At 74.5% G+C, this 22,706-nt stretch carries 21 protein-coding genes and 1 tRNA gene; 19 read left to right on the forward strand and 3 right to left on the reverse strand.

Annotated features, from left to right (window positions below):
* Positions 1-3 precede the first annotated feature (3 nt).
* On the forward strand, positions 4-2,550 hold the full coding sequence (hrpB, locus tag AB1207_RS16585; protein ID WP_437178963.1) for an ATP-dependent helicase HrpB: 2,547 nt from the start codon (positions 4-6) through the stop codon (positions 2,548-2,550).
* Here the strand turns inward: hrpB and AB1207_RS16590 are convergent.
* Positions 2,542-3,102 carry a phosphoribosyltransferase gene (locus AB1207_RS16590; RefSeq protein ID WP_367639493.1) on the reverse strand — a complete coding sequence of 187 codons (561 nt, stop codon included), beginning with the start codon at positions 3,100-3,102 and terminating at the stop codon, positions 2,542-2,544. The genes hrpB and AB1207_RS16590 overlap by 9 nt on opposite strands.
* Positions 3,103-3,202: 100 nt before the next feature.
* Between AB1207_RS16590 and AB1207_RS16595 the strand changes: the two genes are divergently transcribed.
* Positions 3,203-4,261: an NAD(P)-binding domain-containing protein gene (locus AB1207_RS16595; RefSeq protein ID WP_367639494.1), complete on the forward strand. Its 1,059-nt coding sequence runs from the start codon at positions 3,203-3,205 to the stop codon at positions 4,259-4,261.
* 25 nt (positions 4,262-4,286) lie between these two features.
* Positions 4,287-4,778 carry a glutathione peroxidase gene (locus AB1207_RS16600; RefSeq protein ID WP_367639495.1) on the forward strand — a complete coding sequence of 164 codons (492 nt, stop codon included), beginning with the start codon at positions 4,287-4,289 and terminating at the stop codon, positions 4,776-4,778.
* Positions 4,779-4,785: 7 nt separating this feature from the next.
* Here AB1207_RS16600 and AB1207_RS16605 read toward each other — a convergent pair whose 3' ends face one another.
* Together AB1207_RS16605 and AB1207_RS16610 are read right to left on the reverse strand one after the other, a co-directional pair.
* The gene (locus AB1207_RS16605; protein ID WP_367639496.1) at positions 4,786-5,475 is read right to left on the reverse strand and encodes a SprT-like domain-containing protein; all 690 of its coding nucleotides are present in this window, start codon (positions 5,473-5,475) and stop codon (positions 4,786-4,788) included.
* A gap of 150 nt (positions 5,476-5,625) precedes the next feature.
* A tRNA-Arg gene (locus AB1207_RS16610) sits at positions 5,626-5,700 on the reverse strand.
* A 129-nt stretch (positions 5,701-5,829) separates the two neighbouring features.
* Between AB1207_RS16610 and argS the strand changes: the two genes are divergently transcribed.
* The 16 genes from argS to atpB all read left to right on the forward strand — a co-directional run bounded on the left by argS (position 5,830) and on the right by atpB (position 22,643).
* Positions 5,830-7,494, forward strand: a complete 1,665-nt coding sequence (gene argS, locus AB1207_RS16615) for an arginine--tRNA ligase (protein ID WP_367639497.1) — start codon at positions 5,830-5,832, stop codon at positions 7,492-7,494.
* 14 nt (positions 7,495-7,508) lie between these two features.
* Positions 7,509-8,900, forward strand: a complete 1,392-nt coding sequence (lysA, locus tag AB1207_RS16620; RefSeq protein ID WP_367639498.1) for a diaminopimelate decarboxylase — start codon at positions 7,509-7,511, stop codon at positions 8,898-8,900.
* A 113-nt stretch (positions 8,901-9,013) separates the two neighbouring features.
* Positions 9,014-10,312 carry a homoserine dehydrogenase gene (locus AB1207_RS16625; protein WP_367639499.1) on the forward strand — a complete coding sequence of 433 codons (1,299 nt, stop codon included), beginning with the start codon at positions 9,014-9,016 and terminating at the stop codon, positions 10,310-10,312.
* Positions 10,312-11,391 (forward strand): threonine synthase, encoded by a 1,080-nt coding sequence (thrC, locus tag AB1207_RS16630; protein ID WP_367639500.1) that lies wholly within the window; start codon positions 10,312-10,314, stop codon positions 11,389-11,391. The genes AB1207_RS16625 and thrC overlap by 1 nt, the downstream gene beginning before the upstream one ends.
* Positions 11,392-11,396: 5 nt before the next feature.
* On the forward strand, positions 11,397-12,398 hold the full coding sequence (gene thrB / locus AB1207_RS16635) for a homoserine kinase (protein ID WP_437178964.1): 1,002 nt from the start codon (positions 11,397-11,399) through the stop codon (positions 12,396-12,398).
* A gap of 312 nt (positions 12,399-12,710) precedes the next feature.
* A complete protein-coding gene (rho, locus tag AB1207_RS16640; RefSeq protein WP_367639501.1) occupies positions 12,711-14,891 on the forward strand; it encodes a transcription termination factor Rho in 2,181 nt (726 codons plus the stop codon).
* Between the two features lie 137 nt (positions 14,892-15,028).
* Positions 15,029-15,244 (forward strand): 50S ribosomal protein L31, encoded by a 216-nt coding sequence (gene rpmE, locus AB1207_RS16645; RefSeq protein WP_367639502.1) that lies wholly within the window; start codon positions 15,029-15,031, stop codon positions 15,242-15,244.
* Positions 15,245-15,335: 91 nt separating this feature from the next.
* Positions 15,336-16,397: a peptide chain release factor 1 gene (gene prfA, locus AB1207_RS16650; RefSeq protein ID WP_367639503.1), complete on the forward strand. Its 1,062-nt coding sequence runs from the start codon at positions 15,336-15,338 to the stop codon at positions 16,395-16,397.
* A 135-nt stretch (positions 16,398-16,532) separates the two neighbouring features.
* A complete protein-coding gene (locus AB1207_RS16655) occupies positions 16,533-17,018 on the forward strand; it encodes an ArsR/SmtB family transcription factor (protein ID WP_367639504.1) in 486 nt (161 codons plus the stop codon).
* 5 nt (positions 17,019-17,023) lie between these two features.
* Positions 17,024-18,142 (forward strand): serine hydrolase domain-containing protein, encoded by a 1,119-nt coding sequence (locus AB1207_RS16660; protein ID WP_367639505.1) that lies wholly within the window; start codon positions 17,024-17,026, stop codon positions 18,140-18,142.
* A gap of 9 nt (positions 18,143-18,151) precedes the next feature.
* Positions 18,152-18,997, forward strand: coding sequence for a peptide chain release factor N(5)-glutamine methyltransferase (gene prmC / locus AB1207_RS16665; RefSeq protein WP_367639506.1), 846 nt, complete (start codon positions 18,152-18,154; stop codon positions 18,995-18,997).
* 57 nt (positions 18,998-19,054) lie between these two features.
* On the forward strand, positions 19,055-19,786 hold the full coding sequence (locus tag AB1207_RS16670) for an L-threonylcarbamoyladenylate synthase (RefSeq protein ID WP_367639507.1): 732 nt from the start codon (positions 19,055-19,057) through the stop codon (positions 19,784-19,786).
* Positions 19,783-20,958 carry an MraY family glycosyltransferase gene (locus AB1207_RS16675; protein ID WP_367639508.1) on the forward strand — a complete coding sequence of 392 codons (1,176 nt, stop codon included), beginning with the start codon at positions 19,783-19,785 and terminating at the stop codon, positions 20,956-20,958. The genes AB1207_RS16670 and AB1207_RS16675 overlap by 4 nt, the downstream gene beginning before the upstream one ends.
* Positions 20,959-21,101: 143 nt before the next feature.
* Complete coding sequence (locus AB1207_RS16680; RefSeq protein ID WP_367639509.1) at positions 21,102-21,539, forward strand: Cg1360 family ATP-synthase-associated protein; 438 nt, start codon at positions 21,102-21,104, stop codon at positions 21,537-21,539.
* Positions 21,536-21,766, forward strand: coding sequence for a hypothetical protein (locus AB1207_RS16685; RefSeq protein ID WP_367639510.1), 231 nt, complete (start codon positions 21,536-21,538; stop codon positions 21,764-21,766). The genes AB1207_RS16680 and AB1207_RS16685 overlap by 4 nt, the downstream gene beginning before the upstream one ends.
* A gap of 88 nt (positions 21,767-21,854) precedes the next feature.
* Positions 21,855-22,643 carry a F0F1 ATP synthase subunit A gene (gene atpB, locus AB1207_RS16690; protein WP_367639511.1) on the forward strand — a complete coding sequence of 263 codons (789 nt, stop codon included), beginning with the start codon at positions 21,855-21,857 and terminating at the stop codon, positions 22,641-22,643.
* Positions 22,644-22,706 lie beyond the last annotated feature (63 nt).

Here is a 22,706-nt window from a genome sequence, read left to right on the forward strand (position 1 = left end):
CCGGTGCCGCCGGGACCCACCACCTCGCTCGACGTCCTCGTCGCCACCCTCCTCGCCTCCCACCGCGACGCGCTGCCGGTCGGCGCCGTCGTCCCCGAGCTCCTCGCCACCCTGCAGGCGCACGGGGCCGCGGTCCTGCAGGCGCCGCCCGGCACCGGCAAGACGACGCTCGTCCCCCTGGCGCTGGCGGCGCAGGCTCCCGGCGGCGGTGTCCCGGGCCGCGTCGTCGTCGCCGAACCCCGCCGCGTGGCAGCCCGGGCCGCGGCCGCCCGGATGGCCTCGCTGCTCGGCGAACCGGTCGGCGGCACGGTCGGGTACGCCGTCCGCGGCGACCGGCGCGTCGGGCCGGGCACCCGTGTCGAGGTCGTGACGACGGGCCTGCTGCTGCGCCGGCTGCTGCGCGACCCCGAGCTGCCCGGGGTCTCGGTCCTCCTGCTCGACGAGGTGCACGAGCGCCAGCTCGACGCCGACCTCGTCCTCGCCTTCGCGCTGCAGACCCGTGAGCTGCTGCGCGAGGACCTCCGCCTGGTCGCGGCCTCGGCGACCCTCGACGTCCCGCGCCTGGCCGAGCTGCTCGCAGCGCCCGTCGTGACGGCGACCGCCCCCGTCCACCCCCTCGACGTGCAGTGGTGCCCGCCCGCGCGGCCCGTGCGCCCGCCGGACGGCCTGCGCGTGGACCCGGCCCTCCTCGACCACGTCGCCGGACTCGTGCGGCGGGCGCTGGCCGAACGCGACGGGGACGTCCTGGTGTTCCTGCCCGGGACCGGGGAGATCCGCGCCGTCGGGGGGCGCCTGGCGGGCGTCGATGCGGAGGTCGTCCCGTTGCACGGCAGGCGGTCTGCGGCCGAGCAGGACGCCGCCCTCAGGCCGGGGGAGCGGCGCCGCGTCGTGCTGGCCACCGCCGTCGCCGAGTCCAGCCTCACCGTCCCCGGCGTCCGCGTCGTCGTCGACGCGGGGCTCGCCCGGGTGCCCCGCTTCGACCACGCGCGCGGGTTCGGCGGGCTCGACACCGTCCGGGTCTCGCGGGCGGGCGCCGACCAGCGCGCCGGCCGCGCGGCCCGCGAGGCTCCCGGGGCGGTCTACCGCGCGTGGTCGGCCGCCGAGCACGCGCTGCTGACCCCGCACACGGCGCCGGAGGTCCTCACCGCCGACCTCACCGCCTTCGCGCTGCTGTGCGCGGGGTGGGGCGACGTCGACGACCTGCCCCTGCTGGACGCCCCGCCGCCCGGTCCGCTCGCGGCCGCGCGCGAGGTCCTTTACCGCCTGGGTGCGCTCGCGGACGGCGCCCTCACCCCGCTCGGGCGGCGCATGGCCGACGTCGGTCTGCACCCGCGGCTGGCCCGCGCCCTGCTCGACGGCGCCGACCGGGTCGGGGCCCGCCCCGCCGCGGAGGTCGTCGCGCTGCTGTCCGAAGAGGGCGGTCCCGGTTCCGGCGACGACCTCGTCGCGCGCTGGCGCGCGGCCCACCGCGAGCACCGGACCCCGTGGCACCGCGAGGTGGACCGGCTCCTCGCCGCGCTGCCCGCGGGGGCGTCGAGCCGGAGGGGGCCGGGGACGCCCCGGGACGCGGCCGCGGGGCTCGTCGTCGCCCTGGCCCACCCCGAGCGGGTCGCCCGGCGCCGCAGCGAGGACGGGACCGCCTACGCGACCGCGGGCGGGACGGGGGTCGAGCTCGCGCCCGGCAGCGGGCTGCGCGGCGCGCCGTGGCTGGCCGTGGCCGCCGCCGACCGCGCCCCCGGCCGGGCCGCGGCCCGGGTCCGGGCGGCGGCGCCCCTCGACGAGGACAGCGCCCGCCAGGTCGTCGGTGTGCGCGTGGTCGACGAGGTCGTCTGGGACGGCGACGTGCGGGCCCGTCGCGTCGAGCGGCTGGGGGAGCTGGAGCTGTCCGCCCGCCCCCTCGCCGACCCGCCCGCCGAGGCCGTCGCCGCGGCGGTCGCCGACGGCGTCCGGCGCGAGGGGCTGCAGCTGCTGACCTTCGGCGCCGCGGCCCGGTCGTTGCGGGCCCGCGTCGCGTGCTGCCGTGCGGCGCAGGGCGGTCCGTGGCCGGACCTGTCCGACGAGCACCTGCTGGCGACCCTGCCGCAGTGGCTCGGCGCGCAGCTGGCGGGGGTCCGCTCGCGCCGCGACCTGGCGCGCATCGACGTGCTCACCGCGATGCGCGCGCTCCTGCCCTGGCCGCAGGCGGGCCGCCTCGACGAGCTCGCCCCCGTCGACCTGCCGGTCCCGTCCGGCCGGCGCGTGGCGCTCGACTACACCGACCCGGCCGCGCCCGTCCTCGCCCTGAAGCTGCAGGAGGCGTTCGGCTGGACGGCGACGCCCCGGCTCGTCGAGGGCCGGGTCCCCGTCGTCCTGCACCTGCTCTCACCCGCGGGCCGGCCGCTGGCGGTGACGGCGGACCTGGAGTCGTTCTGGCGCGGCGTCTACCCGTCGGTCCGGGCGGAGAACCGCGGCCGCTACGTCAAGCACCCCTGGCCGGAGGACCCGTCCACCGCCGTCCCCACGGCGCGCACCACGCGCGCCGCGAGAGGTCCGGGACGCGGCTCAGGCTGAGACGACCCCGGGGACGGGACCCAGCGCCGACCAGGGGAACTCGATCCACCGGTCGGTCTCGCGCCAGGCCCAGTCCGGCTCCCGGGTCGTCGTCGGCTTGCGGTAGACGACGACCGAACGCGCCCGCACGCCCGCGTCGGCGCACAGCGCGACGACGACGCCGAGGGTGCGGCCGGTGTCGGCGACGTCGTCCACGACGAGCACGTCGCGGCCGGCGAGCTCGGTGAGGTCCACCGACGGCGCGAGCACGACCGGTTCCGGCAGCCGGGAGTCGACGCCGGTGTAGAACTCGACGTTGATGGTGGCCGTCTCCTTGACGTCCAGCGCGTACGCCAGGCCCGCGGCCAGCGGCAGCCCGCCCCGGGCGATGCCGAGCACGACGCCGGGCCGGAAGCCGTCACGGGCGATGTTCGTCGCGAGGTCGCGGACGGCGTCGCCGAAGGTCGACCACGTCAGCACCTCCCGGTCGGCGGGAGCGGGCCCGGTGTCGGGCCCGGAGTCGGGCTCGGAGTCGGGCTCGGAGTCGGGCTGGGAGGCGGACGGTGCGGTCACGGGGCGAGGCTAGCTGCGGGCCGTTCCCCGACGCGCGAGCCCGCGGGACATTACGATCACTCTTCGTGACGACTGGTGCACGCACTCGACGGTGCCGGGGGTGGACGTGAGTCCCGCCCTGCACACCGTCGACGTGGCCGTCGTCGGTGCGGGCCAGGGGGGTCTGTCGGCCGCCTTCTTCCTCGACCGCGCCGGGCTGGACCCCGGACGCGGCTACGTCGTCCTCGACGGGGACGACGAACCCGGCGGCGCGTGGCGCCACCGCTGGCCCGGGCTCGTCATGGCGCGCGTGAACGGCGTCCACGACCTGCCCGGCTTCCCCCTCGGGGCGGTGGACCCGCAGGCCCCGGCCCGCGAGGTCGTGCCCGCCTACTTCGCCGAGTACGAACTGCGGCTCGGCATGCCCGTGCGGCGGCCCGTCGTCGTGCACGACGTCCGTCCCGCCGGGGCCCGCCTGCTCGTCACGTCCTCGGCGGGGACCTTCGCGGCCCGCGCGGTCGTCAACGCCACCGGGACGTGGACCCGGCCGTTCTGGCCGTCCTACCCCGGCCGCGGGAGCTTCCGCGGCCGGCAGCTGCACACGGCCGACTACGCCGGCCCGCAGGAGTTCACGGGGCAGCACGTCGTCGTCGTCGGCGGGGGCATCTCCGCGGTGCAGCACCTGGAGGACCTCGCCGCCCACGGCGTCGGCACGACGTGGGTCACGCGCCACGAGCCCGTCTTCCGCGAGGACTTCGACGTCGAGGCGCGCCGGGCCGCCGTGGAGGTCGTGGCCCAGCGGGTGGCGGCGGGGGAGCCACCCGGCAGCGTCGTCTCGGCCACCGGTCTCCTGCTGACCCCCGAGGTCGCCGCCCTGCGCGACCGCGGCGTCCTCAAGCGCCACCCCGCGTTCTCCCGCATCACGCCCGACGGCGTCGAGTGGGCCGACGGCTCCCGGCAGGGCGCGGACGCGATCCTGTGGGCCACCGGGTTCCGCCCGGCCCTGGACCACCTCCGCAGCCTGCACCTGCGCGAACCCGGCGGCGGCATCCTCGTCGACGGCACCCGCGTGGTCCGCGAACCCCGGTTGCACCTCGTCGGGTACGGCCCGTCGGCCAGCACCGTGGGGGCGAGCCGCGCCGCGCGGCAGGCCGTCCACGAGGTCCTCGCGGGGCGCTGACGGGGCGCGGGTACGTTCTGCGCCCATGAGCTCCCCCTTCTCCGTGCCCCTCACGGCGCTCGCCGGCGGACCGCTGCCCGCGGACGCCCTCGACGGTCGTGCCGTCCTCGTCGTCAACGTGGCCTCCCGGTGCGGGCTGACCCCGCAGTACGAGGCCCTGGAAGCCCTGCACCGGGAGTTCGCCGACCGCGGGTTCACCGTCCTCGGCGTGCCCTGCAACCAGTTCAACGGCCAGGAACCCGGGACCGACGAGGAGATCGCCGAGTACTGCTCGGCCACCTGGGGCACGACGTTCCCCATGACGACGAAGGCCGACGTCAACGGTCCCGACCGCCACCCGCTGTACGACGTCCTGAGCGCCACCCCCGACGCGGACGGCGAGGCCGGCGACGTCACCTGGAACTTCGAGAAGTTCCTCGTCGCCCCCGACGGGCGCGTCGTGGGCCGCTTCCGCCCGCGCACGACCCCCGACGACCCGGCCCTGCGGGCCGCGGTCGAGGAGGTCCTGCCGGCCTGAGCGCCGTTCACGTGCGGCGCAACGGTTCGGCGAGCGCGAAGGGCACCGTGAGGACGCCCCGCCGCACCCGGACGTGGTAGCGCGACCGCCCCACCTTCACGACCTCGCCCGTGGCGCCCGCGTGCGGCCCGCCGCCCCCGACCCGCACGCGGGCGCCGACCGGCAGCCGGTCCCGGACGACGGGGCCGACGCTCCCGGCGGCCAGGTGGGCCCAGTCCTCCTGGTAGCTGGCGGGCAGCGCGGACGGGGCCACCGGGCGGCCGTGGAAGGTCCAGCTGACGACGTGGGACGGGTCGAAGCCCGGCCCGCAGCGCGCGCACGAGACGACGCGCGCCGGGCGGCGGTGGCGGGTCGCGACGTGGCCCGCGGGGCAGGTCCCCGTCCACGGGCCGGGCGGGCGCGGTCCCTGGGAGGTGCGCTCGGCCGAGCAGCCGATGCGCCGCGCCGTCGCCCGCCAGACGGCGTCGTGGCCGTGCCGGGGACCGACGAGCGCGTGCGCGATCTCGTGCAGGACGGTGTCCCGGACCTCGGCCTCGTCGTGCAGCGCCGTGAGCGGTCCGCTCAGCCCGATCTCGCGCCGGTCGGCCCGGCAGACCCCGGCCCGCGTCTTGGCCCGGTCGAGCACCACCGTCCAGCCGTGCAGCCCGTGCTGGGCGACCAGCTCCCGCGCCATGACCAGCGCCTCGCGCACGTCCACCCGCACCCCTCGCCTCACCCCGGCCCTGTCCGACGCGCCGCATCAGAGCACAGCCGTCCGACACGGGGGGTCCTGCCCGGGAGCGCCCTGGGGACGGACGTCCCCCGGGGACGAGAAAGGGCGTCGCACGGTGTGCGACGCCCTTCGTGGTGGTGCCCCCGGCAGGACTCGAACCTGCGCACACGGCTCCGGAGGCCGATGCTCTATCCGCTGAGCTACGGGGGCCCTGCGGTGCGTCGCAGACACTACCAGCGATGGGTGCCCGCCCCGACCAGGACCGCCCCGCCCGGCGTCCGGTTCGTCCCTGTGGGTGGCGGACGGAGGGGAGGCGCTGCGCCGGTAGGCTTGCCACTCGTGACTCCCGCCGAGCTCTCAGCTGCCCTGAGGGACGCCCTGACCACGGCCGTGACGGCCGGAGAGCTGTCCCTCGACCCCGCCGACGTGCCGGCCGAGGTCCGCGTGGAGCGCCCCAAGAACCGCGACCACGGCGACTGGGCCACCAACGTCGCCCTCCAGCTGGCGAAGAAGGCCGGGACGGCGCCGCGCGAGGTCGCCGCCGTCCTGCAGCGCCGCCTCCTGCAGGTCGAGGGCGTGCAGGCCGTCGACATCGCCGGCCCCGGGTTCCTCAACATCACCCTCGAGGCCGCCGCCGCGGGCGACCTCGCGCGCGTCGTCGTCGAGGCCGGCCCGGCCTTCGGCCGCGCCGCCGCACCGAGCGGGGAGAAGGTCAACCTCGAGTTCGTCTCGGCCAACCCGACCGGCCCGATCCACCTCGGCGGCACGCGCTGGGCCGCCGTCGGCGACTCCCTGGCCCGGGTCCTGCAGGCTGCGGGGGCCGAGGTCACCCGCGAGTACTACTTCAACGACCACGGCGCCCAGATCGACCGGTTCGCACGGTCCCTGCTGGCCCGCGCCCACGGGGAACCCGCGCCCGAGGACGGGTACGGCGGCGACTACATCGGCGACATCGCCGACGCCGTGCTGGCCCGCGTGCCCGGGTTGCGGGACCTGCCGCGCGAGCAGCAGCAGGAGACGTTCCGCCGCGAGGGCGTCGACCTCATGTTCACCGAGATCAAGCAGTCCCTCGCCGAGTTCGGCGTCGAGTTCGACGTCTACTTCCACGAGGACTCCCTGCACAGCACCGGCGCCGTCGACCGCGCCGTGCAGCGCCTGCGCGACCTCGGCCGGATGTACGAGGCCGACGGCGCGACCTGGCTGCGCACCAGCGACTTCGGCGACGACAAGGACCGCGTGGTCCTCAAGAGCGACGGCAACCCGGCCTACATCTCCGGCGACCTGGCGTACTACCTCGACAAGCGCGAACGCGGGTTCGACCGCTGCGTGATCATGCTCGGCGCTGACCACCACGGGTACGTCGGCCGGATGATGGCGATGTGCGCGGCGTTCGGCGACGAACCCGGTGTGAACCTCGAGATCCTCATCGGCCAGATGGTGAACCTCGTCCGCGACGGCGTCCCGGTCCGGATGAGCAAGCGCGCCGGCACGGTCGTGACGATGGAGGACCTCGTCGGCGCCGTCGGCGTCGACGCGGCCCGGTACTCCCTCGTGCGCTCCAGCGTCGACTCGAGCATCGACATCGACCTGGACCTGCTGACGAAGCGGACCAACGACAACCCCGTCTTCTACGTGCAGTACGCCCACGCCCGGACGGCGAACGTCGGCGTGAACGCGGCCACGGCCGGGGTGCGCCGCGAGGACGCCTTCGACCCCTCGCTGCTGACCGACGAGACGGAGTCCCTCCTGCTCGCCGCCCTCGCCGAGTTCCCCGAGGTCGTGCGCCGCGCCGGGGAGCTGCGCGAACCGCACCGCGTCGCGCGGTACCTGGAGGAGCTCGCCGGCCGGTTCCACAAGTTCTACGACGCCTGCCGCGTCACGCCCCGCGCGGGCGAGGACGTGACCGACGTGCACCGCACCCGGTTGTGGCTCAACGACGCCACCCGCCAGGTGCTCGCCAACGGTCTGGCCCTGCTCGGCGTCTCGGCGCCGGAACGCATGTGAGGGGAGGGACACCCGTGGCGGACATCGCCGTCGTCCCCGCGTGGCTCACGCCGCCGGCCGACGTCAACGAACTGCTCCCGCAGCTGTGGGCCCGCACCGTCGCCCGCGGCGACGACGGGGCCCTGCGCGTCGGCGGGGTCGGCGTGGCCGACCTCGCGCGCGAGCACGGCACCCCGCTGTTCGTCGTCGACGAGCTGGACTTCCGCTCGCGCGCGACGGCGTTCCGCGACGCCTTCGCCGACGCCTTCGCCGACCTGTGCGGCGGTGCGGACGTCTACTACGCGTCCAAGGCGTTCCTCGCCACGGGCGTCGCGCGCTGGATCGCCCAGGACGGCCTGCACCTGGACACGGCGTCGGGCGGTGAGCTCGAGCTCGGCCTGCGCGGCGGTGTCCTGCCGGGACGGATCGCCCTGCACGGCAACAACAAGTCGCGCCGCGAGATCGCGACGGCGCTCGAGGCCGGCGTCGGCCGGATCGTCGTGGACTCCCTGGGCGAGATCGACCTCGTCGCCGACCTGGCCCGTGAGCGGGGCGTCGTGGCGCCCGTGATGCTGCGGGTCACCGTGGGCGTGGAGGCGCACACGCACCAGTACGTCGCGACGGCGCACGAGGACCAGAAGTTCGGGCTGTCGCTGGCCTCGGGCCAGGCGGAGGCCGCCGTCGCCCGCGCCCTGGCCCGGCCCGAGCTGCAGCTCCTCGGACTGCACAGCCACATCGGTTCGCAGATCTTCGACATGGGCGGCTTCGAGGTCTCGGCCCGCCGGCTGCTGGAGCTGCACCGCCGCGTGGAGCGCGTGCACGGGGTCGAACTGCCCGAGATCGACCTCGGCGGCGGCTACGGCGTGGCCTACACCTCCGCGGACAAGCCGCTGGCCCCCCGCGAGATCGCCGGCCGGATGGCCGAGATCGTGGCCCGCGAGTGCCTCGTCCAGGGCATCGCCGTGCCCCGCGTCTCCGTCGAGCCGGGCCGCGCCATCGCGGCCCCGAGCACCTTCACGCTCTACGAGGTCGGGGCGACGAAGGACGTCGAGCTCGACGGCGGGACGCGCCGACGGTACGTCTCGGTCGACGGCGGCATGAGCGACAACATCCGCACCGCGCTCTACGACGCGGACTACTCCGCGACGATCGCCTCGCGCGCCTCGGACGCGACGGGCGTGCTGTCCCGCGTGGTCGGGAAGCACTGCGAGAGCGGGGACGTCGTCGTGCGCGACGAGTTCCTGCCCGACGACGCCGGCGCGGGTGACCTGCTCGCCGTGCCCGGTACCGGCGCCTACTGCCGCAGCATGGCGAGCAACTACAACCAGGTGCCGCGACCGGCGGTCGTCTCGGTGCGGGACGGGGCGACGTCCCTGCTGGTGCGCCGCGAGACGCCGGAGGACCTGCTCGCGCTCGACGCAGGCTGAGGGGCCCGCGCACCGCGGGTGAGAGGGTTGGCCCGGTTCCTGCCGGACGGGCCGGGGCACGAGTGGCTGGACGGCGGGACGACGTTGCTGGACGGAAGTGGGGAGCACACGCTGTGGAGCCGGTGAAGGTCGCGCTGCTCGGGTGCGGTGTCGTGGGCACCGAGGTGGCACGGCTGCTGACGACGCAGGCCGACGAACTCGCGGCGCGCGTGGGTGCGCCGCTGGAGCTGGTGGGCATCGCGGTGCGGCGCCTGGGGCGCGACCGCGGGCTGGGGGTCGACCCCTCGCTCTTCACGACCGACGCCGAGGAGCTCGTGACGCGCGCCGACGTCGTCGTGGAGGTCATCGGCGGCATCGAGCCCGCGCGCTCGCTCATCCTGCGGGCCGTCGAGCACGGCGCCTCCGTCGTGACGGCCAACAAGGCGCTCCTCGCCGCGGACGGCCCGGCGCTGTACGAGGCGGCCGCCAAGGCCGGGGTCGACCTCTACTACGAGGCCTCCGTCGCCGGGGCGATCCCGCTGCTGCGTCCCCTGCGCGAGTCCCTCGTCGGCGACCGCGTCACGCGCGTGCTCGGCATCGTCAACGGGACGACGAACTACGTCCTGGACCAGATGGACACCTCGGGCATGGGCTTCTCCGAGGCCGTCGAGCAGGCCCAGGCCCTCGGGTACGCCGAGGCCGATCCGACCGCCGACGTCGAGGCCTTCGACGCGGCCGCCAAGGCCGCGATCCTGGCCTCCCTGGCCTTCCACACGCGCGTCAGCCTCGACGACGTGCACCGCGAGGGCATCACCGAGGTCAGCGCGGCGGACGTGCGCGCGGCCCAGCTGCAGGGCTGCGTCGTCAAGCTGCTGGCGATCTGCGAGCGCGGCACGGACGCCGACGGCGGCGAGGCCGTGTCCGTGCGCGTGCACCCGGCGATGCTGCCGCGCGAGCACCAGCTCGCGGGCGTCCGCGGTGCCTTCAACGCCGTCTACGTCGAGGCCGAGTCGGCCGGGCAGCTCATGTTCTACGGCCCCGGCGCCGGGGGGCAGCCCACGGCCAGCGCGGTCATGGGTGACGTCGTCGCCGTGGCCCGCCACAAGGTCGTCGGCGGCCGGGGGCCGGGGGAGTCGGCGTACGCGCAGCTCGCCGTGCAGCCCATGGCCGACACGGTCACCCGCTACCACGTGCGCCTCGACGTCGCCGACAAGCCGGGGGTGCTGGCCCAGGTCGCGGGCGTGTTCGCCGCGCACGGCGTCTCCATCGAGGCCGTGCAGCAGCGGCACGACGACGCCGGGCGCGCCGTCCTGGTCGTCGTGACGCACAGCGCCACCGACGCGGCCCTGTCGGCCACCGTCGACGAACTCGAACAGCTGGACATCGTGGACTCCGTGGCCGGTGTGCTGCGGGTCGAGGGAGGGGACGCCTGATGGCGCACGTGTGGCGGGGTCTCATCGAGGAGTACCGGGACCGGCTGCCCGTGACCGAGGCCACCCCGGTGGTCACCCTGGGCGAGGGCGGCACGCCGCTGGTCCCCGCGCGCCACCTGTCCGAGCTCGTGCGCGGCCGCGTCCTCATCAAGGTCGAGGGCTGCAACCCGACCGCGTCCTTCAAGGACCGCGGGATGACGATGGCCATGAGCAAGGCCAAGGAGAACGGCGCCGAGGTCGTCATCTGCGCCTCGACGGGCAACACCTCGGCCTCGGCCGCGGCCTACGCCACCGCCGCGGGCATCCGCTGCGCGGTCCTCGTGCCCGACGGCAAGATCGCCATGGGCAAGCTGTCGCAGGCCGTCGCCCACGGCGCGACGATCCTGCAGGTCGACGGGAACTTCGACGACTGCCTGAACCAGGCCCGCAAGCTCGCCGAGGCGTACCCGGTCGAACTCGTGAACTCGGTCAACCCCTACCGCATCGAGGGCCAGAAGACGGGTGCCTTCGAGGTCGTCGACGTCCTCGGTGACGCCCCCGACATCCACGCCCTGCCCGTCGGCAACGCCGGCAACATCACGGCCTACTGGAAGGGCTACACCGAGTACGCGGCGGACGGTGTCGCGACCCGCACCCCGAAGATGTGGGGCTTCCAGGCCGCCGGCGCCGCGCCCATCGTCAAGGGCCACCCCGTCGACGAGCCGGAGACGATCGCCACGGCCATCCGCATCGGGCACCCCGCGTCGTGGACCGGGGCCACCACCGCCCGCGACGACTCCGGCGGCCGCATCGACGCCGTGAGCGACGAGCAGATCCTCGCCGCGCACCGCTGGCTGTCCGCGCGCGAGGGCGTCTTCGTCGAACCCGCCTCCGCTGCGGGGGTCGCCGGACTGCTCGCCGCGCACGAGGCCGGCGAGGTCGAGCCGGGCCAGACCATCGTCATCACGGTGACCGGGCACGGGCTCAAGGACCCGCAGTGGGCGCTGCAGCTGGCCGCCGGCGCCGAGGGGTCGGTCGAGCCGGTCCGCGTCCAGCCCGACGCCGTCACGATCGCCCGCGCCATCGGCGTGGAGGTCTGAGGAGCGTGGACCCCCGCTCCAGCTCCGGGTCCGGCCCCGTGCCGGGCCCGTCCCGCCAAGGGTCGTTGGCGGCGTTGCCGGTCGGCACGACCGCGACCGTCCGGGTGCCGGCGACGAGCGCGAACCTCGGGCCGGGGTTCGACGCCTTCGGCCTCGCGCTCGACCTCTGCGACGAGGTCCGGGCGGAGGTGGTCGCGGACGCGGGTCTGCGGGTGCGCGTCGAGGGACAGGGCGCCGGTGCGGTGCCGACCGACGAGCGCCACCTCGTCGTGCGCGTCCTGCGCGAGGAGCTGGCCGCCGCCGGGCACACCGCCCCCGGGCTGGACGTGGTGTGCCGCAACGTCATCCCGCACGGACGCGGCCTGGGATCGTCCGCGTCGGCGATCGTCGCGGGCCTGGCCGCGGCCCGGGCGCTGCTCCTGGCGGCCGGGGCGGTCGTCGAGGACGAGCAGGAGACCCGGGCGCGCATCCTCCTGGAGGCGTCCCGCCGCGAGGGGCACCCGGACAACGCCGCGCCCGCCGTGCACGGCGGCTTCACCATCGCCTGGACGCGCGGTGACGACCCGACCCACCCCTACGCCGTGCGCTCGGTCCGCCTGCCCGTCCACCCCGACGTGCGTGCCGTCGTGTGCGTGCCGGCCGAGGAGCTGGCGACGTCGCGGGCGCGGGCGCTGCTGCCCGCCACCGTTCCCCACGCCGACGCCGCGCTGACGGCGGGCCGGGCCGGTCTGCTCGTGCACGCGCTGACGGCCGACCCCTCGCTCCTGCTCGACGCGACCGAGGAGCGCCTGCACCAGACCCAGCGGGCCCCGGCGATGCCGCGGTCGGCGGAGCTGTTGCGGGCGTTGCGGTCCGAGGGTCTGGCGGCCGTCGTCTCCGGTGCGGGGCCGAGCGTGCTCGTGCTGACCGACGCGCCGGGTGTCGACCGCGTCCGCGCCGTGGCCGCGGGGGGCGCGTGGGACGTGCACGCACGGCCCGTGCACGCCGACGGCGTCGCCTGGTCCTGACGCTCCGCGGCGGATCGGGGGCGCGACGCGCCGTGCGCCGAACGGGGGACGGTGACTGCGCCCGCGCCGCCGGGTGTTAGCATTGGAGGCAGCACCCACGGCGGGACACTCACGGTGGGGCTCTCTCGAGCCGAGAACCGTCCCTGCTGCGTCCGTTCCCCGTCTCCGGGTGCGTCTCCACGTTCTCGCCGCGCTTCTTCGCGTGGCCGTGGATTTCCCATCCTGCCCATCGGGCAGTCACCGCGACACCCCCGGACCCGACGAAGCGCCGGATCCACCGGTCAGTCGCACCGACGAGGGGGAAGGACCTTCGTGACCGACACCACCGACATCGCCGCCACCGACGGCACGGCGACAGACGCCTCCGGGGCGCCCGCGCGCCGCACGGGCAGCCTGTCCGCGTTGCGGCTCCCGCAGCTGCAGGCCCTGGCGTCCGAGCTGGGCATCACCGGCACCGGCCGCATGCGCAAGGTGGACCTGCTCGCCGCCATCCGCGAGCACGAGTCCGGCACGGCGCAGCGCAGCGCGCGTGCGGAGGCTCCCGCCGCCGCGGCCCCCGCCGTCCAGCAGCCCACGGTGCAGCAGCCCGCAGTGCAGCAGCCGGTCGAGCAGCCCGCCGCCGTGCAGCAGCCCACCGAGCCGGCCGAGCAGCAGCCCGCCGAGCAGCCCGTCCAGCAGGCTCCCCGCTCGCGGTCGCGCCGCGCCGGTGCTCCCGCAGGGGCTCCGCCGGCCACGACGCCCGAGCCCGCCGTCGCCGACGAGCAGCCCGCGGCCCAGGTGCCCGCGCAGCCGTCGTCCCCCGAGGCCGACCCCGCCCCGCGCACCGAGCCCACGCTCGACGACTTCACCCGCGGCCGCGGTGACCGCCCCGAGCGCGGCGAGCGCTCCGACCGTGCTGAGCGCGGCGAGCGTGGCGAGGACTCCTCCCCGCGCCTGTCCCGCCGCGAGCGCGCCCGTCGTGACCGTGTCCGTGAGCCCGACCAGCAGGTCGAGCTGCCGAACATGCCGCGTCGCGACGCCGCCGACGGCGAGTCCCGCCGTGACCGCCAGGACCGCCAGGACCGCCAGGACCGCCAGGACCGGCCGGAGCGCACCGCGGACCGGGGCGCGGACCGGGGCGAGGGTCGCTCCGACAACCGTCCCGAGGGCCGCGAGGACCGGAGCGAGCGTTCCGGCGACCGCACGGAGCGCACCGAGCGTCCGCAGGCCGCGCAGAACGGGCCGGACGACTTCGACGGCGAGGGCGGCCGCCGCGGCCGTCGCAACCGCTACCGCGACCGCAAGGGCCGCCGCGGCGGCCGTGACGGCGGCGGCGCGCCCGAGGTCGACGAGAACGTCTCCGAGGACGACGTCCTGCTGCCCGTCGCGGGCATCCTCGACGTCCTCGACAACTACGCGTTCATCCGCACCTCCGGCTACCTCGCCGGCGCGAACGACGTCTACGTCTCCCTCGGCCAGGTGAAGAAGAACAACCTGCGCCCCGGCGACGCCGTCACCGGTGCGGTCCGTCAGCCCCGCGAGGGTGAGCAGACGGGGGCCCGCGCGAAGTTCAACGCGCTCGTCCGCGTCGACACCGTCAACGGCGCGGCGCCCGAGCAGGCCCGGCACCGTCCGGAGTTCACGAAGCTGACGCCGCTGTACCCGCAGGAGCGGCTCCGCCTGGAGACCGAGCCCAACGTCCTGACGACGCGCATCATCGACCTGATGTCGCCGCTCGGGAAGGGGCAGCGCGGTCTGATCGTCGCGCCGCCGAAGGCGGGGAAGACGATGGTCATGCAGGCCATCGCCAACGCGATCACGACGAACAACCCCGAGTGCCACCTCATGGTCGTCCTCGTGGACGAGCGGCCCGAAGAGGTCACCGACATGCAGCGGACGATCAAGGGTGAGGTCATCGCCTCCACCTTCGACCGTCCCGCGTCGGACCACACGGCCGTCGCCGAGCTCGCCATCGAGCGGGCCAAGCGCCTCGTGGAGCTCGGCAACGACGTCGTCGTGCTGCTGGACTCCCTGACCCGCCTGTCCCGCGCCTACAACATCTCGGCGCCCGCCAGCGGCCGCATCCTGTCCGGTGGTGTCGACGCCTCGGCGTTGTACCCGCCGAAGCGGTTCTTCGGGGCGGCCCGCAACGTCGAGAACGGCGGCTCGCTGACGATCCTGGCCTCGGCCCTGGTCGAGACGGGCTCGAAGGCCGACGAGGTCATCTTCGAGGAGTTCAAGGGCACCGGGAACATGGAGGTCCGCCTGTCGCGCCAGCTGGCCGACAAGCGCATCTTCCCCGCCGTCGACGTGCCGGCCTCCGGCACGCGGCGCGAGGAGATCCTCATGTCCCGCGAGGAGCTGCAGACCGTCTGGAAGCTGCGCCGCGTCGTCACCGCGCTCGACGCGCAGGCCTCCATCGAGCTGCTGCTCGACCGCCTCAAGAAGACCCGCAGCAACCTCGAGTTCCTGCACCAGGTCCAGACGTCCACCCCGCTGGTCAACAAGGACTGACGGGAACATCCCCGGGGGGCCGCCGGTTGTGAAGGACCGGCGGCTTCCTGTGGGAGACTGCTTTGACACCGCAGGCACCGGCTCACGCCAGCAGGATCGGCGACCCGGTGCCGACTGAGCGCCTTGAGGAGAGAACCATGAAGGCTGGGATCCACCCGGACTACGTCGAGACCCAGGTCACCTGCACCTGCGGCGCGACGTTCACCACCCGCAGCACCGAGAAGAGCGGCGAGATGCGCGCCGACGTGTGCAGCGCCTGCCACCCCTTCTACACGGGCAAGCAGAAGATCCTGGACACCGGTGGCCGCGTGGCCCGCTTCCAGCAGCGCTACGGCAAGAAGACCGCCAAGTAGTCCGCTCGCAGCGCCGGTCCCACCGCCCCACGGGGTGGAGGGGCCGGCGCTGTCGCGTTCCCACCCCACCCCGTCCTCTCAGGAGCTCTGCGTGTTCGAGACCGTCCAGCCGCTGCTCGACGAGCACGCCGAGCTCGAACGCCGCCTGGGCGACCCCGCCGTGCACGCCGACGCAGGACTGGCCCGCCGGCTCGGCCGGCGCTACGCCGAGCTGCAGCAGGTCGTCGAGGCGCACACCGCCTGGCGTGCGGCCACGGACGACGCCGAGGCCGCCCGCGAGCTGGCCGCCGAAGACCCCGGTTTCGCCGCCGAGCTGCCGGTGCTCGAGCAGGCGGCCACGGACGCGGGTGAGCGGTTGCGCCGCGTCCTCCTGCCGCGCGACCCCGACGACGCCCGCGACGTGATCCTCGAGATCAAGGCCGGTGAGGGCGGGGAGGAGTCCGCCCTCTTCGCCGGGGACATGCTGCGCATGTACCTGCGGTACGCCGAGCAGCGCGGCTGGGCGACCGAACTGCTCGACGCCACCCCCAGCGACCTCGGCGGCTACAAGGACGTGTCCGTGGCCGTGAAGAGCCGCGGTGCCGCGGCCGAGGGCGTCTGGCACCGCCTGAAGTACGAGGGCGGGGTCCACCGCGTCCAGCGCGTCCCCGTCACGGAGTCCCAGGGGCGCATCCACACGTCGGCGGTCGGGGTGCTCGTGGTCCCCGAGGCCGAGGAGGTCGAGGTGGACGTGGACCCGAACGACCTGCGGATCGACGTCTTCCGCTCGTCGGGCCCCGGCGGTCAGAGCGTCAACACCACCGACTCCGCCGTGCGCATCACCCACCTGCCCACCGGCATCGTCGCCAGCTGCCAGAACGAGAAGTCTCAGCTGCAGAACAAGGAGTCGGCGCTGCGGATCCTGCGCGCCCGGCTGCACGCGGTGGCCCAGGAAGCCGCGGACGCGGAGGCGTCGGCCGCCCGCCGGTCCCAGGTGCGCACCGTCGACCGCTCCGAGCGCATCCGCACGTACAACTACGGCGAGAACCGCATCGCCGACCACCGCACGGGCTTCAAGGCGTACAACCTCGACACGGTGCTCGACGGCGAGCTCGACCCCGTCATCCAGTCGGCCATCGACGCCGACGAGGCCGCCCAGCTCGCCGCCCCCTGACCTCAGGCCCCGTTCCCTCGTGGAAAACACACTTTCCGCCCTCGACATCGGCGTGTCGAGGGCGGAAAGAGTGTTTTCCACGAGCCTCGCGCCACGGGGATGCGTAGTCGCTACGGTTGTGCGTAGGATCGACGCGTGGACGACGAACGGTGGGCCCTCCTCGAGAAGCGCCTCGCGGCGCTCGAGGCCCGCGTCGCCGACGGGGCGGACCCCCGGGACGACGACACCTTCTGGGCGCTGCGGGAGCTGAAGCGGCAGGCGGAGGGGCGCTCGCACGTCCTCTTCACCGGCAGCGTCACGCTGCCCACGGGCGCGCAGTACGAGTGGCAGGAGACCGTCGAGGTGTCCTCGATGCTCGAGGCCGACCCGACGCAGGCCGTCGCCGCGCTGTCCGCCCTGGCCCACCCGGTCCGTCTGCAGCTGCTGCACAAGGTGCTCCACGGCCGGCGCACCGTCCCGGAGCTGGGGGAGGGCCTCGGCACCTCCGGTCAGCTCTACCACCACCTGCGCCAGCTCGTCGCCGAAGGCTGGCTGACCACGTCCGGTCGGGGCCTGTACGACGTCCCGGCTGAGCGCGTGGTCCCGCTCCTGACCCTGCTCGCCACCGCTGGACTGAGGTGATCGCGTTGTCCGTCAACCCCTTCCGACCCGTCCTGCGCACGAGCGGCCTGCTGGCCGCCCTCTGCGCCGCTGTCCTCGGTCTCACCGCCGCGGCCGCGCCGACCCGAGCGACCCCACCGACACCGTCGGTGGACGCGACCGGCGACCCGGCCCTCGCCGAGCGCCTCCGGGCCGCCACGGCGGACGTGGCGGGCCAGGGGTTCGCGGTCGCCGCCGGCGACGCCACCACGAGCGCGTCCGCCGCCATCGGGACCGTCGCCCCCGGACGGGCCCTGACGTCCGCCACGCCGCAGGAGATCGGTTCGGTGACGAAGGGGCTCACGGGCCTCCTGTTCGCCGACGCCGTGGAGCGCGGGGAGGTCGCTCCCACCACGACGCTCGGTGACGTGTACCCGTGGCTGTCCGGACCCCTCGCCGCCACGACGCTCGAGGAGCTGGCCACGCACACGTCGGGGCTGCCGCGGCTCAGCACACGCGCAGCGCTCGCCGCGCCGCTCACGGCCATCACCTACGGAAATCCGTACCGGTGGGACACCCCCGAGAACCTGCTGCGCGACGCCGCCTGGACGCCGTTGCGTGGGCCGAAGGGGCAGTACGCCTACTCCAACCTCGGCTACGCGCTGCTGGGCAACGCCCTCGCCCAGCGGCTGGGGGAGCCCTACCCCCAGCTCGTGCACGACCGCGTCCTGCAGCCGCTGGGGATGGCTGCCACGGAGGCCGCCCCCGCGCAGCTCCCCGCCGACCGCGCCCGTGAGCTCGGCCCGGACGGTCGGCCCAGCGCGCCCTGGCGCTCGACCGGCAGCACCCCGGCCGGGGTCGGCGTCTACTCCACCGCTGACGACCTGGGGCGACTGGCGGCGGCCGTCGCGCGCGGCGAGGTGCCGGGCGCCCGCGCGCTGCAGCCCGTCGTGCAGACCCCGGGTGCGGGCATCGGGTGGGGGTGGCTGTCCGCCGACCTCGGTGGACGGCAGGTCGTCGGCGTCAACGGCGCCACGACGGGCGTCCGCACGTCCGTCTGGGCCGTCCCCTCGACGGGGCAGTGGGTGGCGGTCACCTCCCCGAGCGGCAGCACCGACGAGGCGGACACCCAGACCGTGGCCTTCCGCCTGCTCGGCCTGGCCTAGCCTGCGCGGGTGGTCACCGCGCGTCAGCTGCTCGTCGAGGCCGAGCGGCGGCTCGCCGAGGCCGGCGTTCCCACCCCCGCCGCGGACGCCGAGACGCTGCTCGCGCACGCGCTCGGCGTCACCCGCTCCCGGCTCGGGGTTCTCGTGGCGCTGGGGGACCCGGTGGACCCCGGTGCGTTCGCCGACCTGCTCGACCAGCGCGCCGACCGGGTGCCGCTGCAGCACCTGACCGGTCGCGCCGGGTTCCGGGCGCTGGAGCTGCGCGTCGGTCCGGGCGTGTTCGTCCCGCGGCCCGAGACCGAGACGGTGGCCGGTCTGGCGATCGCGGAGGCCTCGCGTCTCGACGGTCCCCGCGTCGTCGACCTCTGCACCGGGTCCGGGGCCATCGCCCTGGCGGTGGCGACGGAGGTGCCGTCGGCCCGCGTGCACGCCGTCGAGCTCGACCCGATGGCGCACGCCTGGGCCCGGCGCAACGTCGAGGACCTCGCCCCCACGGTCGAGCTGCGCCTGGGCGACGCGGCCACGGCCTTCGACGACCTCGACGGAACGGTCGACGTCGTCGTCAGCAACCCGCCGTACGTCCCGCCGGGCGCGGTGCCCGTCGACCCCGAGGTCGCCCAGCACGACCCCGAGGTCGCGCTCTACGGCCTGGGGGACGACGGACTGCAGGTGCCGCGCCGGGTCGTGGCCGCGGCCGCGCGGTTGCTGAGGCCCGGCGGGTACGTCGTCGTCGAGCACGCCGAGGTCCAGGAGCGGTCGGCCCGGGAGATGTTCGGCGCTGCCTCGTGGACGGACGTGGAGAGCCACCGGGACCTCACGGGTCGTCCCCGCGCGACCACGGCCCGGCGCCGCTGACGCGCCGACGCACGCCTGCCGTTCCGCGCAGCGGCCGCGGTGGGAGACTCTTGCCCCGTGAGACCCCCGTTCGACTGCGCCGACCCCGTCATCCGCGACCGCGGGCTGTCCGCCGCGCACAACGCCGTGAAGCGCGGTGAGGTCGTCGTGCTGCCGACCGACACCGTCTACGGCATCGGTGCCGACGCGTTCAACGCCGCCGCGGTCAAGCGCCTGCTCGAGGCCAAGGGTCGCGGCCGCGACATGCCGCCTCCGGTCCTCGTGCCCGAGACGCGTACGATCGACGGCCTCGCCAGCTCCATCCCCTTCGCCGTGCGCGAGCTCGTCGACGCGTTCTGGCCTGGCGCCCTCACCATCGTGTGCCGGGCCCAGCCGTCGCTGACGTGGGACTTGGGGGAGACGAACGGCACGGTCGCCCTGCGGATGCCGCTGCACCCCGTCGCACTGGAACTGCTGCAGCGCACCGGTCCCATGGCGGTCTCGAGCGCCAACAAGTCGGGCCGACCGGCGGCGACCCTCGTCGAGGAGGCCGTCGCGCAGCTCGGTGAGTCGGTGCGCGTCTACCTCGACGGCGGCGCCAGCCCCAAGGGCGCACCCTCGACCATCGTCGACGCCTCCGACGGGCCCCTGCGCATCCTGCGGCTCGGGGCGATCAGCGAGGCCGAGCTGCGCGCCGCCGTCCCCGACGGCTGGGCCGAGCCCGAGCAGCCCCTCGACCGGCCTGGCGACCAGCCGGACGGCGACGCACCGGAGCAGGAGCCCGGGACGGCGCCGCTCACCAGCGGATGAGGGCCTACCTGCTCGTCATCGTCGTGGCCGCGGCCGTGACGTACCTGACGACGCCGCTCGTGCGGCGCATCGCCCAGCGCGTGGGTGCGGTGACGCCGCTGCGGGACCGGGACGTGCACACCGTCCCGATCCCGCGGCTCGGAGGGCTCGCCATGCTCTTCGGGATGGTGGCGGCGCTCGTCGTCGCCAGCCGCATCCCCTTCCTGTCCCGCGTGTTCGACACCGACCCGGGCCCGCTGTGGGTGCTGGTCGGCGCCGCGGTGGTCGTTGCCGTCGGGGTCGCCGACGACATCGTCCAGCTCGACGCCGTCACCAAGCTGGCCGGCCAGGTGCTCGCCGCCGGGATCATGGGCTGGCAGGGGGTCAGCCTGCTCCAGCTGCCCATCGGCGGTGTCACGCTGCTGTCCGGCCGGACGATGATGATCATCACGATCCTCGTCGTGCTCGTGTCGGTGAACGCGGTGAACTTCGTCGACGGTCTCGACGGCCTCGCGGCGGGGATCGTCGGCATCGGCGCCATCGCCTTCTTCGGCTACTCCTACACGCTGCAGCGGGGGAGCGTGCCGGACGACTTCTCCTCCCTGGCCACGCTCATCGCCGCCATCACGGTCGGCGTGTGCCTGGGTTTCCTGCCGCACAACTTCCACCCCGCACGCATCTTCATGGGCGACTCCGGCTCGATGCTGCTCGGCCTGCTCATGGCGAGCTCGACCATCGCGGCGACGAGCACGGTGGACCCCGAGACGGTGGAGAACGAGCAGATCGCGCCCGCCTTCTTCCCGCTGCTGCTGCCCATCGCGGTCCTGCTCGTGCCGTTCATGGACATGGTCCTGGCCGTCGTGCGCCGCACCCGCGCGGGCAAGGCGTTCTGGCACCCCGACAAGAAGCACCTGCACCACCGCCTGCTGCAGATCGGCCACTCCCACCGCGTCGCCGTGCTCGTCATGTACTCGTGGGCGGCGTTCCTCAGCTTCGGCGCCGCCACCTCGGCCTTCCTGCCGCTGCCGCAGGCGCTCGCGGTGGCCTTCGCGGCCGGCTGCCTGGTGCTGGCTCTGACGTTCCTGCCCCTGTACTGGCGGCGGAAGCGGCCGACGGTCGAGGACCTCGGGGTGCCGGCCCCGGAGGCGCCGGACCGTCCCGCCCCGGCCCCGAGTGAGACGTCGCGCACATGACCTCAGGTCGACGACGACGCGGTGTAGGAGGTGCCGGAGCTCGTGATAGCTTTCACGAAGTCTCCCCGGTTCGCGACGGACCTGGGGCTGCCGCCGATGAGCCTGTCCAGCCGGACGACCCGCCGACGACGAAAGTGGAATCCGTGAGCACGAGCACCGACGCAGGGGTCCAGGCCGCGCAGGCCTTCGGCTTCCTGCTGCGCCGGGCGTCCCTCGTGACCGGCATCGCCGCCGTCGTCTGCGTCGCGGTCGCGTGGGTCTGGAAGGGTCCGTCCGCGGGGCTCTCGTCGCTGATCGGCGCCGCCATCGTCATCGCGTTCTTCGGGGCGCGGTTGGTGGTGATGCGCAAGGTCACCGAGAAGAACCCGCACATGATCATGCTGACCGCGATGGTCGTCTACAGCGTCAAGATCGTCCTGCTGGGCGTCGCGATGCTGCTGCTCATCCGCGTCGACGGGATCTCCGGCCCGGCGCTGGGGTTCACCGTCATCCTCACGGCCGTCGTCTGGCTCGCCGCGGAACTGCGCGGGTTCATGACGATGCGCATCCCGGTCTTCATGGGCGGTGAGCAGTCGAAGTGAGCCTCGCCAAGCCCTCGGACGACCCGAGCACCGACATCGGCAACGGCCTCACCGAGAAGGTGGCGTGGAGCATCACGTCCTACCTCATCTCCGGGGCCATCCTCGGCGGCCTCGCCGGCTGGGGAGTGGACCACCTGCTCGGCACCCACTTCATCGTGGGGATCGGGTTGGTCCTCGGCAAGGCGTTGACTTTGTACTACGTGTGGCTCCGGTACGGTACGCACTGACCGCGGGACGCCCGACCACTGTTCAGGGGGCCACGCGGCCGGCAGACCGGCCCCGTTCCCACGATGAAGTTCGCACGGAGGAGTTGACGTGAGCCTGGCCATGCTGGCTGCCGCGGAACACGGGTACACCGCGCCCGACCAGAAGATCTTCTGGCAGCCGCTCATCGGGAGCGGGCCGTTCGCCATCACGCGGCCGGCCATCGTCTTCGCGCTGTCCGCCGTGCTCATCATCTGGCTGCTGCTCGCCGGGACCAAGCGTCTGAGCGTCGTGCCGGGCAAGAAGCAGATGGTCGTCGAGGCGGGTTACGGCTTCGTCCGCAACTCCATCGGCCGGGACATCATCGGGTCCAAGGAGTTCCTGAAGTTCGTCCCGCTGCTCTTCACGTTCTTCTCGGTCATCCTCGTCAACAACCTCTTCGGCGTCATCCCGCCGATCCAGTACCCGACGATGGCGCGCATCGGTTTCCCGCTCGCGCTGACCATCATCCTGTACCTGACCTACCACACGGTCGGGATCCGCAAGAAGGGCTTCGCGGCCTACTTCGCGGGCGTCGTGCCGCACGGCCTGCCCAAGCCGATCGTGCCGCTGGTCTTCCTGCTCGAGGTCCTCTCGATCGTGGTCATCCAGCCCATCACGATCACGCTGCGGCTCTTCGGCAACATGTTCGCCGGCCACCTGATCCTCGTGCTGTTCATCAGCGGCGCCGAGTACATGCTGCTCGACGGTGGTCTGGGCCTGAAGATCGTCGGCATCCCGACCATCGTCATGGCCTTCGCCCTGACCCTCTTCGAACTCTTCGTCGAGTTCCTCCAGGCGTACGTCTACACGATGCTCGCCGCCACGTTCATCGCCAGCGCCCTCGCTGACGAGCACTGACCCGCCCCACCCAGGACTCCGGGGCGCGGACGTGCGCACCGGCAACGAAAGGAAGACGCAGGA

Origin of the sequence: Kineococcus endophyticus (assembly GCF_040796495.1) — a bacterium.
GTDB lineage: Bacteria > Actinomycetota > Actinomycetes > Actinomycetales > Kineococcaceae > Kineococcus > Kineococcus endophyticus.